The organism is Pseudomonas sp. V98_8 (assembly GCF_029967975.1).
Taxonomy (GTDB): domain Bacteria; phylum Pseudomonadota; class Gammaproteobacteria; order Pseudomonadales; family Pseudomonadaceae; genus Aquipseudomonas; species Aquipseudomonas umsongensis.
In genome coordinates this window covers 66,179-80,985 of sequence record NZ_JASCAE010000047.1, presented here as the reverse complement: position 1 = coordinate 80,985, position 14,807 = coordinate 66,179, and the positions used below count along the sequence as shown (strand labels likewise).

Genomic DNA, 14,807 nt, shown 5'->3' with positions numbered 1-14,807 from the left:
GAGGATGATGGGGACCGATAGATCAACGCCAGGCTGCAAGAGTGGCTCAGGCATCCGTGCCGGAGTCGTGTAGCGGGAAATCAGAACTTCGCTTCGGCATCCAGTTGCAGGGTGTTGATGTCGGAGTCTTTCAGGTTGACGCTGGCGTTGGTGTAGTCGGAGTTCGCCATGAAATACGTCGCACCCAGGGTGAAGTTCTTGTCGAGCTCGTAGCTGACTTTCAGCTTGCTGCCACGCGAACCGGTGAAGCCGTTGGCGAAGTCGGAATCGGTGAAGGCACCCACCACCGCGTTCTGTTGCACGTCGCGATAGTTGTAGTCCAGGCCAAAGCCGTAGATCTTGGTCTTGACGCCGGCCAGCCAGCCGGTGTCCTTGTCGTTGCTGGCTTCGGCGTTGTGCACGTACTGGCCGTACAGCGACAGCGGCATTGGCAGGCCGCCGATGTCGATCTGGCTGAACCCTTCCCACAGACGGAACTGCTCGCCCGGGGTGTTACCGTTGACGGCCAGTGCGCATGGCGAGGTGCTGGCGGTGCAGGCGCTGTCTTCGTCGTTGTCGTAGTTGTAGAGGCTGCCGCCCACGGTCATTTTCAGGTTGTCGGTGATGGCGAAACGCGCACCCAATTGACCAGCGTACAGGCGCAGGTCGTGCTTGAACTGCACCCCTTCGCCGTCGACGTTGTCCTTGAGAGTGTAGTGACCGGCGCTGCCGAACAGTTCGGTGTTGCCCAGCGGGTATTTGTAGGTCAGGGCCAGGCCTTCGGGGTTGATGTCGCTGTCCCAGATGATGTCGCCCATGCTCACCCACGGCTGCAGCATCTTGCCGCCGATCACGTGCAGGTTCTTGATGGCGTCGGGGTGGTAGTCGACATAACCCAGGTCCAGCCAGATCTGCTTCTTGTCGAAGTAGTTGTTGAGGTCCTGGTTGGTGGAGCGAGCGTCGTCGCTGCTGCCGGTGGCAATACGAATGCCGGTGTCCACTTGCGGGTTGATTTCGCTGAACGCACCCAGGCGGGCACGAATGCGCTGGCGATCCTGGTCTTTGTTGTTGGGAACGCCATCGTTGTGCACGTTTTCCTGACGGAAACGCACGTCGCCCTTGAATTGGGTCTTGGCAGCCCACGCCAGCTTCTGGTCGAAGGTACTCAGCTCATTGGTTTTCTTCGCGGTGGCCGCGATCTGCTCGTTGGTCTCTTGCTGGGCCTGGCGAGCGATTTGCTGGTCTTTCTGATCCCTTGCCAGCTCGGCTTGCAGTTCGCTGTACTGGGCGTTGGTAATCGAGCCGTTAGCCTTGAGCATGTCGAGCAGTTTGGCGTCGACTGCGGCGCTGGCAGGCACACTCATGGCCAGCAGCAGGCCGCCACACAAGGCCGCCGCAGTTTTCGTGGAAGCAAGACGCATATCAATCTCCGAAGATGAGAGTGGATGGCTGGACCATCCTGGGCACAACCGACCATGGGGTGGACGGAAAACAGTGGCCGGATATAACCCGGCGCTCTAAAAACAGGCGCCAGTATCGCGATGCTTTATGACAGTGCAGTGGCAGAGTGATGGCATGTCTGTGACGGTGCCCAAGCGTTGCAAACGACTGATCCAGAGCGCTGTCGTCGAATTGCCCGTGTGCAATGCACTGCGATAAGCGATACTCGCCAAGCTTTCACGCCATGAAGAGTGAGGACGGTGATGCCGTTGCAACGTCTGCAAAGTCTGTCGGAAATCGACCCGCAAACGTGGGATGCACTGGTACCCGAGAACCAGCCATTTCTGCGCCACGGGTTTCTCGGCGCGTTGGAAGACAGTGGTAGTGTGGGACCCCATTCCGGCTGGCAACCCGAGCATTTGCTGCACGTCGAAGGCGATCGACTGATCGCCGCGTTGCCCAGTTACCGCAAATGGCATTCCTACGGCGAGTACGTGTTCGATCACGCCTGGGCCGATGCCTGCGAACGCGCCGGCATCGATTACTACCCCAAGCTTTTGACTGCCGTACCGTTCAGCCCGGTCAGCGGGCCACGCTTGCTGGCGACCAGGGTCGAAGATGGTTTCGAATTGCTCAAGAGCCTGCCGGGCTACCTGGAGATCGAACAGCTCTCCAGTGCCCATATCAACTTCACCGACCCGTTCACCGACGCCGCACTGGCCGAACAACCTGGCTGGCTGCAACGCATCGGTTGCCAGTACCACTGGCAGAACCGTGGCTATCGGGATTTCCAGGATTTTCTCGACGCCCTGAGTTCGCGCAAACGCAAGCAGATGCGCAAGGAACGCGAGCAAGTGGCCGGGCAGGGGATCGAATTCGAATGGCTCGAGGGTCGGCAACTGACCGAGGCACAATGGGATTTTGTCTATGCCTGCTACGCCAACACCTACGCGGTTCGCCGGCAACGACCTTACCTGACGCGGGAATTTTTCAGCCAGTTGGCCGAGCGCATGCCGCAGGCGATACGAGTGGTGTTGGCCAAACAGGGCTCACGCCCGGTGGCGATGGCCTTCAGCCTGGTCGGTGGCGACAGTTTCTACGGTCGTTACTGGGGCTGCCTGGCGGAGTTCGACCGCCTGCATTTCGAGACCTGTTTCTACCAGGGCATGGACTACGCGATTGCCAATGGATTGGCGCGTTTCGATGCCGGTGCCCAGGGTGAGCACAAGCTGATTCGCGGTTTTGAACCGGTCATTACGCACTCCTGGCATTACTTGCGTCATCCCGGCCTGAAAGCGGCCGTGAAGGACTTTTTGCAGCAGGAGCGGATCGGTGTGTTGGCGTACGCGGATGAGGCAAAGACCGCCTTGCCTTACCGGCAAGGCTGATCTTCGCCGTGCTGGCGCTCAGAGCTTTTCCTTGCCCAGCCAGCGATACAGTACGCCGCCGACCACCGCGCCGAGCAGCGGCGCGACCCAGAACATCCACAATTGCTGGATCGCCCAGCCACCAACGATCAGTGCCGGGCCGGTACTGCGTGCCGGATTGACCGAGGTGTTGGTGACCGGGATCGAGATCAGGTGGATGAGGGTCAAGGCCAGGCCGATGGCAATCGGCGCAAGCCCCGCCGGCGCGCGGTTATCGGTGGCGCCGAGGATGATCAGGATGAACATGGCCGTCATCACCAACTCACAGACAAACCCCGCCGCCATCGAGTAGCCGCCAGGGGAATGTTCGCCGAAGCCGTTGGACGCCAGGCCTCCCGCCAGTTCGAAACCGGGCTTGCCACTGGCAATGAAGTACAACAGGGCGGCCGCAATCACCGCGCCAATCACCTGGGCAATGACATAGGCCGGCAGTTCCTTGGCCGGGAAACGCCCGCCGACCACCAGTCCCAGCGATACCGCCGGATTGAGATGACAACCGGAAATATGGCCAATGGCGAATGCCATGGTCAGTACCGTCAGGCCAAACGCCAGGGATACCCCCAGCAAACCGATGCCGACATCCGGGAACGCAGCGGCCAGTACAGCGCTGCCGCAACCACCCAACACCAGCCAGAAGGTACCTACCAACTCCGTAGCGGAACGTTTGAACAGAGACATGAGGGAATGTCCTTTCGAGATTTTACTGCCTTTCATCCAGTTGATGGACTGCAGAACCACCTCCAGAACCCTGTGTCAGTACAGCACCGTTTTCATAAAGTTCCAATGGGCATAAAAAAACCGCCAACACCCTTGGTGCGGGCGTGGCAGTTGTTTTTGCGGCGGTTACAACGCCTAGTCGATCCCCACAAACCCCCCGGTCTGGTGTTGCCACAACCGCGCATACAAACCGCCGTGGGCCAGTAATTCGGCATGGCTACCGGTTTCGGCGATCTTGCCATTCTCCAGCACCACCAGCCGGTCCATCCGCGCGATGGTCGAGAGTCGGTGGGCGATGGCGATGACGGTCTTGCCCTGCATCAGGGTTTCCAGGCTTTCCTGGATGGCCGCCTCGACCTCGGAATCCAATGCCGACGTGGCCTCGTCCATGATCAGGATTGGCGCGTCCTTGAGCAGGACGCGGGCGATGGCAATGCGCTGGCGCTGACCGCCAGAGAGCTTGACCCCGCGTTCCCCGACATGGGCATCGAAGCCGGTGCGGCCTTCGGCGTCCGACAAGGTGGGGATGAAGCTGTCGGCCCGGGCCTTGTGCACCGCTTCCCAGAGTTCGGCATCGGTGGCGTCGGGTTTGCCGTACAGCAGGTTGTCGCGTATCGAGCGATGCAGCAGCGAGGTGTCCTGGGTAATCATGCCAATGCGTTCGCGCAGGCTTTCCTGGCTCACCTCGGCGATGTTCTGCCCGTCGATGAGGATGCGCCCGCCTTCCACGTCATACAGGCGCAACAGCAGATTGACCAGGGTCGACTTGCCCGCACCGGAAGGACCGATCAGGCCGATCTTCTCCCCGGGTTTGATCGTCAGGTTGAGCCCGCCGATGATCCCACTCTGTTTGCCGTAGTGGAAATCCACATTTTCGAAACGTACTTCGCCTCGGGCTACCGCAAGGGGTTTGGCCTGGTCGCGGTCGGTGACGCTGACCGGTTGCGAAATGCTCTGCAAGCCATCCTGGACCATGCCGATGTTTTCGAAGATGCCGGTAACCACCCACATGATCCAGCCGGACATGTTGACGATGCGGATCACCAGCCCGGTCGCGAGTGCAATGGCGCCCACGGTGATCAGCGACTGCGTCCACAGCCACAGGGCCAGGCCGGTGGTGCTGACGATCAACAGGCCGTTCATGCTGGTGATGACCACGTCCATGCTGGTCACGACACGGCCGGCCAGTTGGGCTTTTTCGGTTTGCTCCTTGATCGCTTCGCGGGCGTACTGTTGCTCGAAGTTGGTGTGGGCAAACAGCTTCAGGGTGGTGATGTTGGTGTAGCCGTCGACGATCCGCCCCATGAGCTTGGAGCGCGCATCGGAGGCCACCACCGAGCGATCCTTGACCCGTGGCACGAAGTAGTAGAGCGCACTGATGAAGGCGATGATCCAGGTCAGCAGCGGGATCATCAGGCGCCAGTCGGCTTCGGCGAACAGCACCAGCGAGCTGATGGCGTAGATCAGCACATGCCACAGCGCATCCACCGCCTGCACCGCTGAATCGCGCAGGGAGTTGCCGGTTTGCATGATGCGCTGGGCGATGCGCCCGGCGAAGTCGTTCTGGAAAAAATTCAGGCTCTGCTTGAGCACGTAGCTGTGGTTCTGCCAGCGGATCAGGCTGGTCATGCTGGGGCTGAGGGTCTGGTGCACCAGCAGGTCATGCAGGCCGACGAATACCGGGCGCAGTACCAGCGCTACCACCACCATCCAGGTCAACTCGAGGCTGTGTTGCTTGAAAAAATCCGCGTTGGGCGTGCCCTGGGCCAGGTCGATGATGCGGCTCAGGTAGCTGAACAGCGCCACTTCAATCAGTGCGCCGATCAGGCCGACGATCAGCAGGGCGGCAAAACTGGGCCAGACCTGCTTGAGGTAGTAGGTATAGAAGGGCAGGACCCGATCCGGCGGTGCGGCAGTCGGGGCATCGCGGAAGACGTCGATCAGTTTTTCGAAACGGCGATAAAGCATCGGTTATTCACCCGCGAGCGGGCTCTCCTTCAACGGTTTGAGCGTTGCCGGCAACACCGGCAACGGCCCGGACATCCTTGTCCAGCTTAGTCTTAGTCGATGCGCTTGGCCGACTTGATGAACACCGGGTCGGCGGGCACATCCTTCATGCCATTGCGCACGGTAGTGGGCGAATTGACGATGATGTCCACCACGTCCATGCCCTTGACCACTTTGCCGAACACCGCGTAGCCATCACCCTGGTCGAGGAAATCGTTGTCCTTGACGTTGATGAAGAACTGGCTGGTGGCTGAGTCAGGTACCGAAGTACGGGCCATGGACAAGGTGCCACGAACGTTGACCAGGCCGTTCTTGTGCTCGTTCTTGATCGGCGCCTTGGTTTCCTTTTGCTGCATTTGCTGGGTGAAACCGCCGCCCTGGACCATGAAGCCCGGGATCACACGGTGGAAGATCGTGTTGTTGTAGAAGCCGCTGTCCACGTACTCAAGGAAGTTCTTGGTACTGATCGGGGCCTTGACCGGGTCCAGTTCGATTTCGATCTGGCCGTTGGTGGTTTCCAGAAGAACGTGTGGCGCCTTGGCGGGCGTTGCCGCCATCAGGTTGGCGGCAAACAGTACGGAGCCAGCGGCGAGGGCGATTTTTTTCAGCATGGGTCAGTGATCCTGAGTGTGGAGGTGTCGACTGCGGTGAGAAACTCGAGCAGCGTCTGGTTGAAGCGTTCGGGCTGGTCCAGCGGGGTGGCGTGACGCGAATCGGCGATCACGGCCAGCCGCGCATTCGGCAGCAGCCTGACGTAGTTTTCCTTCAGCGCGACCGGCGTGTAGTCGCGGTCGGCACTGACGATGAGGGTTGGACAGGAAATCCTCGAAAGTCGTTCCTGCACCCCCCAGCCAACAATGGCATCGAAGCTGGCGAGATAAGCATGTTTGTCGTTTTTTGCCCAGCGCTCGGCCATCTTTTGTCGCAAATCAGCCTGTTCTGGCTTGGGGAACAGTTTGCCGCCCAGGGCCTTGCCGATGCTGTGAAGGCTGAGTAAGCGCATCAGGCTCCAGCGCTTGAACCACTGCCAGTAATCATCGCGGCTGCGCAACTTGACCTCGGGTGCGCTATTGACGATGCACAGGCTCTTGAGCAATTGCGGCTGGTCCACGCCCAACTGAAAGCCGATCATGCCCCCCATCGACAACCCTACGTAATGCACGGGCTCCAGGTTCAGGTGCTCGATCAGCGCCACCAGGTCGGCGCTGAACCCGGCGATGCTGTAGCGCTCGCGGGGCTTGTCGGAGCGCCCATGGCCGCGCACATCCGGAACGATCACCCGGTAGCGGGCGGCCAGCGTGGGGATCTGTTCTTCCCAGTCGAGGGTACTGGAACCCAGGCCGTGGACGAGCAGCAACGGCGCGCCGTGGCCATATTCCTCGTAGTGCAGGTTGCAACCTTCGTGTTCGAAATAGGCCATGCATTACCTCCGTGTCAGGCTTGTTCTGGGGCGGCGAACGGTGCGTCCAGGGGGGCGGTGTCGAACGTGCGCAGCAGCTCGACAAGAATCTGCGTCGCCGGGCCGAGCGGTTTTTCCTTGTTCGAATACAGGTAAAAACTCGGGTTGCGGCTGCCGCCCTGGTCCAACGGTAGCACCTTGAGCGTGCCTTCCTTGAGTTCCCGTTCGATCATGTGCCTTGGCAACCAGGCGAATCCCAGGCCGCTGCCGACAAAAGTGGCGGCGGTGGCCAGGCTGCCGACGGTCCAGCGTTGTTCGGCACCGAGCCAGCCGACGTCCCGTGGTTGCTGGCGCCCGGAGTCGCGGATGACCACTTGCAGCTGGCTTTCCAGGTCCTGGAAATTCAGTTCGCGATTGAGGCGGTGCAGGGGATGTTCCGGATGCGCGACCGCGACGAACTCGACGTCGCTCAATTCCGCGCCCAGGTAACCGGGAATGCTGAAACTGCTGATGGCCAGGTCGGCCACGCCTTCGAGCAGGACCTCCTCCACACCCGATAGCACCTCTTCGCGCAGGCGCACGCGACAGCCGCGGCTTTGCGGCATGAACGCGGTCAGCGCGCGGACCAGGCGGGCGCTCGGGTAGGCGGCATCGACCACCAGGCGCACTTCGGCTTCCCAGCCTTGCTCCATGTGATGGGCCAGGTCTTCGAGCTGACTGGCCTGTTTCACCAGTTGCCGGGAGCGGCGCAACAACACCCCGCCAGCCTCGGTGAGTACCGCCTTGCGCCCGTCGATGCGCAACAACGGCACGCCGAGCTGGTCTTGCATGCGCGCCACGGTGTAACTGACCGACGATTGCGAGCGGTGCAGCGCTTCGGCGGCCTGGGCGAAACCGCCGTGGTCGACCACGGCTTGAAGCGTTCGCCATTGATCAAGGGTCACGCGGGGCGCTTTCATGATGGGCTCCTGTTGTCCTAAGCTGCGCAGTTCTTATTGGAGACTGCTGAATGAAAAAAATCTGTTCTTTGTTGCTGGCGATGCTGCCAATGACTGCGTTTGCTTATCCGATCGACGTACAGAAAGAGCTCAATGGACTGAAGATCGACTACACCACCTATGCCTCCGATTACGACATGGGCTCGATCACCGTGAACAACTACGGCGACATCGCTGCCGAATGCTCGGTGGTGTTTCGCAACGGTCCTGAATCGCCAAAGACCCGCAGGGTCAACCTGGACGCGGGTAAAAGCGCGGATCTTTCCGCCAAGTTCAATCGCAAGATCATCAAGCTGTACATCAGCATGACCTGCAAGCCGAAATGACCTCCAGCGGAGCACGCCCATTGCTGATGCTCCGCTTATAAACGAAATTATCGATTGGTTATAGCAGTTATTTGCGCTTTTTCATCGATATGACTCTGTTTAACCTTCACTCCATCGACTTACAGCATTCTCAGATGGAGCCTACAAGCCATGTCCCGTGTTCTGATCATCGAAAGCAGTGCCCGTCAGCAAGATTCGGTTTCCCGTCAACTGACCCAGACCTTCATCAGCCAGTGGCAAGCCGCGCACCCCGGCGACCAGATCACCGTTCGCGACTTGGCTGTCAATCCGGTACCGCATCTGGACATCAACTTGTTGGGCGGCTGGATGAAGCCCGCCGAGCAACGCAGCGACATCGAACAGCTTTCCCTTGAACGCTCCAACCAGCTGACCGACGAGTTGCTCGCCGCCGACGTGCTGGTAATGGCCGCGCCGATGTACAACTTCGCCATCCCGAGCACCCTCAAGGCCTGGCTTGACCATGTGCTGCGTGCCGGCGTCACCTTCAAGTACACCGAAACCGGACCGCAGGGTTTGCTCAGTGGCAAGCGCGCTTATGTACTGACGGCGCGCGGCGGGATCTACGCCGGCAGCACCGCGGATCACCAGGAACCCTACCTGCGCCAGGTCATGGGCTTCATCGGCATCCACGACGTGACGTTCATCCACGCTGAAGGCATGAACCTGGGCGGCGACTTCCAGGAGAAAGGCCTGAACCAGGCGAACGCCAAGCTTTCCCAGGTGGCCTGAGTTGTTAATCGCCAGATAATCACTGGATGGTCTAGTGACCTGGCGCGTAACCCTTCAAGCCTGCACGCGCATCGAACCTCCCTTTGCACTTGTTGCTCCTGAGTGCTCTAGCCCGATTGAACGCTTTAGCGAGATCGGGCTTTTTTTTGCCTGGTATCTGGGATGCACACACCTCTGTAGGCGCCGGCTTGCTGGCGATGACGGGGTCTCATTCAGCAGTGATATCTGCTGATACATGACCATCGCCAGCAAGCCGGCTCCTACAGGGTGCGATCACAGGCAAAAACCGCTATCTTCGCCGCCATTCAAAACGAGGCGAGCATGGGCTATCTACTTTTTGTCACGCTGATCCAGGCGTTTTCCTTCAGTCTGATCGGCGAGTACCTGGCCGGTCATGTCGACAGTTACTTCGCGGTGCTGATACGCGTGTTGCTGGCGGGGCTGGTGTTTATCCCGCTGACCCGCTGGCGCTCGGTGGAACCGGGCTTCATGCGCGGCATGCTGCTGATTGGCGCCCTGCAATTCGGTGTGACGTATGTCTGCCTGTACCTGAGCTTTCGCGTGCTGACGGTGCCGGAAGTGCTGCTGTTCACCATCCTCACGCCGCTGCACGTGACCCTGATCGAAGACGCGTTGAACCGTCGCTTCAACCCCTGGGCCCTGATCGCGGCACTGGTGGCGGTGGCGGGGGCCGCGGTGATTCGCTTCGACCGGATCAACCCGGATTTCTTCATGGGTTTCCTGCTGCTGCAACTGGCCAACTTCACCTACGCCGCCGGGCAGGTGCTCTACAAACATCTGGTCGCACGTCATCCCAGCGACTTGCCGCATTACCGGCGCTTTGGCTATTTCTACCTGGGCGCATTGGCGGTGGCATTGCCGGCGTTCCTGCTGTTCGGCAAACAGAACTTCCTGCCTGAAGCACCGCTGCAATGGGCGGTGCTGTTGTTCCTCGGCCTGGTATCGACCGCGTTGGGGTTGTACTGGTGGAACAAGGGCGCGTGCCTGGTGAATGGCGGGACCCTGGCGGTGATGAACAACTTGCATGTGCCGGTGGGGTTGCTGATCAATCTGTTGATCTGGAATCAGCATGAAGAATTGGGACGATTGTTGCTCGGTGGTTCGGTGATCTTGATGGCTGTGTGGATCAGCCGGTTGGGTGTACGCCAACCAGCTATTGCGCATTAGTGGCCGCGAGATTGATTTCGACGATGGCACTGTCAACCATCAGGCAGTGCTAGCGGCGACTGGATGAACCCACCCCCCCTTGAAACCCGCTGATTCCAGAAACGGCTGAATATCGCCACTCTCCTTATCGAGCACCCTGATTCCCCCGCTTGTAGTCCCTGATGAAGATTCGCCAGTCCTGGTAAATCTTCAGGCCGCTCGGCCCGCCGTCAGTACAAACCAATTCCCATCCGCCTTTAAGCGAGTCGATCGCACGCCGTTGGTCGTGGGCGTTCGCTCGCGGTAAAATGCAATTGCGTTTCAAAATAAATCATTACAAGGAAAAAGGCGACTCTGTTTTTTAGCCGGTAATGCAGGATTTTATTGATTTTCATCGAAGGCTTGACGAGGCGTATTGTTTTTTGAGTATCTATAAAAAGAACGTCGTTTCAAAAAACAATAAAATTGGAGTGATTTGCATGTTGAACTTTCCATGGCACACCCCCCGCCTGCCTTCCATATGCCGCATTGCCACATTCGCTGGTTGTGGGTTTGCAGCCACCGTTGCCCAGGCTGATTTCCTGAAGGACAGCCATGCCGATCTGTCGATGCGCAACTTGTACTTCAACAGCGACAACCGTGACGGTGCAGCCAACCCTTCAAAAACGGAGGAGTGGGCCCAGGGTTTCATTCTCGATTACCGCTCTGGTTACACATCCGGGCCTGTCGGCGTCGGTGTCGATGCCATGGGTATGCTTGGCGTAACGTTGGACAGCGGAAAAGGCCGGCACCTCGGTAGTACGATGATTCCTTCCGATGGCGACAGCGCGGCCAGTGAGTGGAGTAGCTTCGGCGCTACGGCAAAGGCAAAGCTGAGCCAGACCGAGCTACGATATGGTCAATTAATGCCAAAGATTCCGGTGCTGGTAGCGTCGGATGGTCGGTTGCTACCGCAGACGTTCCAAGGCGTGCAGCTGCAATCCAGGGATCTGGATAATTTCACGTTCACAGGTGGTGCGCTGAACCGTGCGAAGGGGCGAGCCTCGACCGATCGCACGGGCTTGGCGGTAAACGGCGGAACCCAGGAAAGTAACCGGTTTTACTTTGGTGGCATCGACTACCGCGTCAGCCGCTCCTTGTTGCTTCAGTATTACGGGGGGCAGCTGGAGGATTACTACACGCAACATTTCGCGGGGCTCAACCACAACTGGGATCTTGGCGATAACGGCTCCTTAACCACCGACCTCAGGTATTTCAGAACCCGTTCCGATGGCGCCAATGGCACCACTTCCGGACGTAGTCAGGGGTACGTGGCGAGCGGATACACCTCGGGCGGCGACGGTGAGATCGACAATAATCTGTGGAGCGCTGCCTTCACCTATCGCTTGGGCGGGCATGCGCTGACCCTGGGTCATCAAGAGGTATCCGACGACAGCAACTTTGTGCAGATCAACCAGGGCTCGATCGATAAGGGGGCCGGTGGCAGCAGTCTTTATCTATTGACCGACAAAATGCTGCTTAACTTTACCCGTGCGGGTGAGCGGACAGGGTTTGCGCAATACGCCTATGATTTCACCGCTCTTGGCGTACCTGGGCTCAAGGCTACCGTGATGTACCTGAAGGGTGATCACATCCAGACATCGAGTGGCATCGAGCAGACGGAATGGGAGCGCGACCTGTCTCTGGATTACGTCATCCAGAGTGGCACCTTCAAGAATATGGGCTTCACTTGGCGCAATGGAATGTCACGCAGCGAGGCGACGCGCAACGGTGATCAGAACCGCCTGATCGTCAATTATACATTGCCTCTGTTCTAGACATGGAAAAAATAGAACGGCGTTGCATTTTGTTTTTTGTAAAGGCACTGTATGTGCCGCGCCCCGTCCTTGATTCATGAGCTGACACCGATTCAAACGGCTCCCTGGAGTTGAGCGCATACCTATTCAAAAATTACCGGATTTCCGCCGAGCGTAGGTGAGACAAGAAAATGGCCAAAGCTGCCGATGTGGTTGTGCAATGCCTGGAAAGTGAAGGCGTCGAGTATGTATTCGGCATTCCCGGCGAGGAAAACCTTGACCTGCTTGAATCCCTACGCAAGTCGACGATCAAGCTTGTGCTCACGCGTCACGAGCAATCCGCCGGCTTCATGGCCGCTACCTACGGCCGTCTCACGGGTAAGACCGGCGTCAGTCTTTCCACCCTCGGCCCTGGTGCAACGAATCTGGTGACGGCCAGCGCGTACGCCTACCTGGGCGGCATGCCCATGATGATGATTACGGGCCAGAAGCCGATCAAGAAGTCCAAGCAAGGCCGTTTTCAGATCATTGATGTGTGCGGCATGATGGCGCCGATTACCAAGTACACCCACCAGTTCGCCTCGGCAGACAACATCCCGGCGCGGATGCGTGAAGCGTTTCGCCTCGCTGAAGAGGAAAAGCCCGGAGCCGTCCATCTGGAACTGCCGGAAGATATCGCCGCTGAGCAAACCGATAGCATGCCGATGCCGCGGAGCTTGCATCGCCGTCCATTGGCCGAGCACAAGGCTGTCGAGGCTGCTGTCGAGAAGTTGCAGAACGCTCGCAGTCCAATCCTGGTGATTGGCGCAGGTGCCAACCGCAAAATGACCGCCAAGGTTTTGAAGCAACTGATCGACGATACCGGCATTCCCTTTATCACCACCCAGATGGGCAAGGGCGTGGTTGATGAGCGCCACCCGCGCTTCCTCGGCAACGCCGCGTTGTCGTCGGGAGACTTCGTGCACCGCGCCGTCGAGGCTGCCGACCTGATTGTCAACATCGGGCACGATGTGATCGAGAAGCCGCCATTCTTCATGGTGCGTGGCGGCACCGAAGTCATCCACATCAACTTCCGCTCTGCTGAAGTCGATGCCGTGTATTTCCCGCAGATTGAAGTCATTGGCGATATCGCCAACGCCGTCTGGCAGATCGGCGAAGCGCTGAACGATACCAGCCATTGGGATTTCACACGGCTGATGGCGATTCGTGATGCGAACGAAGCCCAGATCATCGAAGGGGCGGACGACAACAGGTTCCCGGTCTACCCACAGCGCCTGGTTGCCGACATTCGTCGCGTGTTGCCGTCCGAGGGCATCGTTGCCCTGGACAATGGCATCTACAAGATCTGGTTTGCCCGCAACTACAAGGCGCACAAACCCAACACCGTGCTGCTGGACAACGCGCTGGCGACCATGGGGGCAGGGCTACCGTCAGCCATGGCCGCGCATTTGGTGTACCCGGATCGTCCGGTGATCTCCGTGTGTGGGGACGGCGGCTTCATGATGAACAGCCAGGAGTTGGAGACAGCGGTTCGCCTGAACATGAATTTGACCGTGGTGATCCTGCGGGACGACGGCTACGGCATGATCCGCTGGAAGCAGGCGAACATGGGCTTTACCGATTTCGGCCTGGATTACGGTAACCCCGATTTCGTGAAGTACGCCGAGGCCTATGGCGCCAATGGCCACCGCGTGGAGAGCGCCGAGGGTTTCCTGCCGTTGCTGGAACATTGTGTGAAGACACCTGGTGTGCATGTGATCGACTGTCCTGTCGATTACAGCGAAAACGACCGCATCCTGAACATGGAGTTGCGCCAGCGTAGCGCGGCCATTTGATCTAGAACCAGGTTTTTAACCCCTGCCAGTGTGGTGCGATATAGCACCTCACTGGTTTTTTTGCTTTTAAGGCTGCTTCCAGCGAGTGGAGTGGCCACGAGGATGGCGAGGATATCATCCTTGTCGGATAATCGATGTTCCGGCCCTTGCAATGATTTGTTAACGGGCTCAATAGGTGAGGTTTTTCTGATGGCGAATGCGCGGCCGCGTCCAGCGGTTAATGGTGTGGCTTCGGCTGACCGGGTCTTGACCGTGCTCACGGCTTTTCGAGTCGGCGATACGGCGTTGAGCCTGGTGGAACTGGTCGAGCGTACCGGGCTGATAAAAAGCACGGTCATGCGCTTGATGGTCTCGCTGGAGAATCATGGCCTGATCAATAGGATGGCCGATGGCCGTTACCAATTGGCCAGTGAGGTCATGAGGCTCAATGCTGTTTACCAGGAGGCCCTGGATCTTGAGCGTCATGTGATGCCAAGGCTGCAATACCTTTGCGAACAGTCCGGCGAAACCGCATCGTTCTACGTCCGTCATGGCGCGTACCGGATGTGCCAGTACCGGGTGAATTCCTTCCACAGCCTGCGGCTCAACCTGCAGCCAGGCGATATGCGTCCCATGGACGAAGCGGCCGGTGCCCAGGCGCTGCGTGCACCTTTCCAGGTAGGCATCGCACTGGCAAAACCTTATTACTCGCGCGGTGCAACGGATCCTCACGCGGCCTCGATGGCCCTGCCTATCTATGGCGCTCAGCAAGAACTGATGGGCGCGCTGGTCATTTCCGGGCCTGCAAGCCGATTGACTGAAGAAGCTGCCGACAGCATCTCGGCCATCTTTTTCGATACCGCGCGTGACCTGATGCGAAGCCTGGGTTTCAAGCCAACGGACAGTACGCCCGCCAACAGCGAGCTGGAAACCGTAAAGTGATACCGGGTTGTCGCCAGGCAACAGAACCCTCGCTTTTTGTAGTAT

At 58.9% G+C, this 14,807-nt stretch carries 13 protein-coding genes; 7 read left to right on the top strand and 6 right to left on the bottom strand.

Going from position 1 to position 14,807, the window contains the following annotated elements; genetic code table 11:
- Positions 1–80 precede the first annotated feature (80 nt).
- Entirely contained in the window at positions 81–1,400 is a 1,320-nt protein-coding gene (locus QLG10_RS15480; RefSeq protein ID WP_110752595.1) for a putative porin, read from the bottom strand.
- Between the two features lie 282 nt (positions 1,401–1,682).
- On the opposite strand from QLG10_RS15480, the gene QLG10_RS15475 reads away from it, so the two are divergent.
- Positions 1,683–2,807, top strand: a complete 1,125-nt coding sequence (locus QLG10_RS15475) for a GNAT family N-acetyltransferase (RefSeq protein WP_188264198.1) — start codon at positions 1,683–1,685, stop codon at positions 2,805–2,807.
- An 18-nt stretch (positions 2,808–2,825) separates the two neighbouring features.
- On the opposite strand, the gene aqpZ is transcribed toward QLG10_RS15475, so the two are convergent.
- The 5 genes from aqpZ to QLG10_RS15450 form a co-directional block, all read right to left on the bottom strand.
- Positions 2,826–3,524 (bottom strand): aquaporin Z, encoded by a 699-nt coding sequence (gene aqpZ, locus QLG10_RS15470; RefSeq protein ID WP_110752599.1) that lies wholly within the window; start codon positions 3,522–3,524, stop codon positions 2,826–2,828.
- A gap of 174 nt (positions 3,525–3,698) precedes the next feature.
- The gene (locus QLG10_RS15465; RefSeq protein WP_110752601.1) at positions 3,699–5,531 is read right to left on the bottom strand and encodes an ABC transporter ATP-binding protein; all 1,833 of its coding nucleotides are present in this window, start codon (positions 5,529–5,531) and stop codon (positions 3,699–3,701) included.
- Between the two features lie 92 nt (positions 5,532–5,623).
- Positions 5,624–6,181 carry a peptidylprolyl isomerase A gene (locus tag QLG10_RS15460; protein ID WP_020801287.1) on the bottom strand — a complete coding sequence of 186 codons (558 nt, stop codon included), beginning with the start codon at positions 6,179–6,181 and terminating at the stop codon, positions 5,624–5,626.
- A complete protein-coding gene (locus tag QLG10_RS15455; protein ID WP_282487649.1) occupies positions 6,175–6,990 on the bottom strand; it encodes an alpha/beta hydrolase in 816 nt (271 codons plus the stop codon). Before QLG10_RS15455 ends, QLG10_RS15460 begins: the two co-directional genes overlap by 7 nt.
- 14 nt (positions 6,991–7,004) lie before the next feature.
- Complete coding sequence (locus QLG10_RS15450) at positions 7,005–7,928, bottom strand: LysR family transcriptional regulator (RefSeq protein ID WP_020801289.1); 924 nt, start codon at positions 7,926–7,928, stop codon at positions 7,005–7,007.
- A 50-nt stretch (positions 7,929–7,978) separates the two neighbouring features.
- Here QLG10_RS15450 and QLG10_RS15445 point away from each other — a divergent pair, with 50 nt between their 5' ends.
- The 6 genes from QLG10_RS15445 (at position 7,979) to QLG10_RS15420 (ending at position 14,762) form a co-directional block, all read left to right on the top strand.
- Complete coding sequence (locus tag QLG10_RS15445; protein WP_248677071.1) at positions 7,979–8,293, top strand: 3-phosphoglycerate kinase; 315 nt, start codon at positions 7,979–7,981, stop codon at positions 8,291–8,293.
- Positions 8,294–8,443: 150 nt separating this feature from the next.
- Positions 8,444–9,043, top strand: coding sequence for an FMN-dependent NADH-azoreductase (locus tag QLG10_RS15440; protein WP_033044030.1), 600 nt, complete (start codon positions 8,444–8,446; stop codon positions 9,041–9,043).
- 321 nt (positions 9,044–9,364) lie between these two features.
- Entirely contained in the window at positions 9,365–10,231 is an 867-nt protein-coding gene (locus QLG10_RS15435; protein ID WP_110752607.1) for a carboxylate/amino acid/amine transporter, read from the top strand.
- Positions 10,232–10,632: 401 nt separating this feature from the next.
- Positions 10,633–12,027 (top strand): OprD family porin, encoded by a 1,395-nt coding sequence (locus QLG10_RS15430; RefSeq protein WP_282487648.1) that lies wholly within the window; start codon positions 10,633–10,635, stop codon positions 12,025–12,027.
- 170 nt (positions 12,028–12,197) lie between these two features.
- Positions 12,198–13,841 (top strand): acetolactate synthase large subunit, encoded by a 1,644-nt coding sequence (locus QLG10_RS15425; protein WP_020795415.1) that lies wholly within the window; start codon positions 12,198–12,200, stop codon positions 13,839–13,841.
- Between the two features lie 189 nt (positions 13,842–14,030).
- Entirely contained in the window at positions 14,031–14,762 is a 732-nt protein-coding gene (locus tag QLG10_RS15420; protein ID WP_110752609.1) for a helix-turn-helix domain-containing protein, read from the top strand.
- Positions 14,763–14,807 lie beyond the last annotated feature (45 nt).

Excerpts from the sequence above, each read along its gene's own strand:
- QLG10_RS15450 (WP_020801289.1), bottom strand. The coding sequence starts at position 7,928 with ATGAAAGCGCCCCGCGTGACCCTTGATCAATGGCGAACGCTTCAAGCC.
- QLG10_RS15460 (WP_020801287.1), bottom strand. The coding sequence starts at position 6,181 with ATGCTGAAAAAAATCGCCCTCGCCGCTGGCTCCGTACTGTTTGCCGCC.
- QLG10_RS15420 (WP_110752609.1), top strand. The coding sequence starts at position 14,031 with ATGGCGAATGCGCGGCCGCGTCCAGCGGTTAATGGTGTGGCTTCGGCT.
- QLG10_RS15425 (WP_020795415.1), top strand. The coding sequence starts at position 12,198 with ATGGCCAAAGCTGCCGATGTGGTTGTGCAATGCCTGGAAAGTGAAGGC.
- QLG10_RS15435 (WP_110752607.1), top strand. The coding sequence starts at position 9,365 with ATGGGCTATCTACTTTTTGTCACGCTGATCCAGGCGTTTTCCTTCAGT.
- QLG10_RS15455 (WP_282487649.1), bottom strand. The coding sequence starts at position 6,990 with ATGGCCTATTTCGAACACGAAGGTTGCAACCTGCACTACGAGGAATAT.
- QLG10_RS15480 (WP_110752595.1), bottom strand. The coding sequence starts at position 1,400 with ATGCGTCTTGCTTCCACGAAAACTGCGGCGGCCTTGTGTGGCGGCCTG.
- QLG10_RS15465 (WP_110752601.1), bottom strand. The coding sequence starts at position 5,531 with ATGCTTTATCGCCGTTTCGAAAAACTGATCGACGTCTTCCGCGATGCC.
- aqpZ (WP_110752599.1), bottom strand. The coding sequence starts at position 3,524 with ATGTCTCTGTTCAAACGTTCCGCTACGGAGTTGGTAGGTACCTTCTGG.
- QLG10_RS15445 (WP_248677071.1), top strand. The coding sequence starts at position 7,979 with ATGAAAAAAATCTGTTCTTTGTTGCTGGCGATGCTGCCAATGACTGCG.
- QLG10_RS15475 (WP_188264198.1), top strand. The coding sequence starts at position 1,683 with ATGCCGTTGCAACGTCTGCAAAGTCTGTCGGAAATCGACCCGCAAACG.
- QLG10_RS15440 (WP_033044030.1), top strand. The coding sequence starts at position 8,444 with ATGTCCCGTGTTCTGATCATCGAAAGCAGTGCCCGTCAGCAAGATTCG.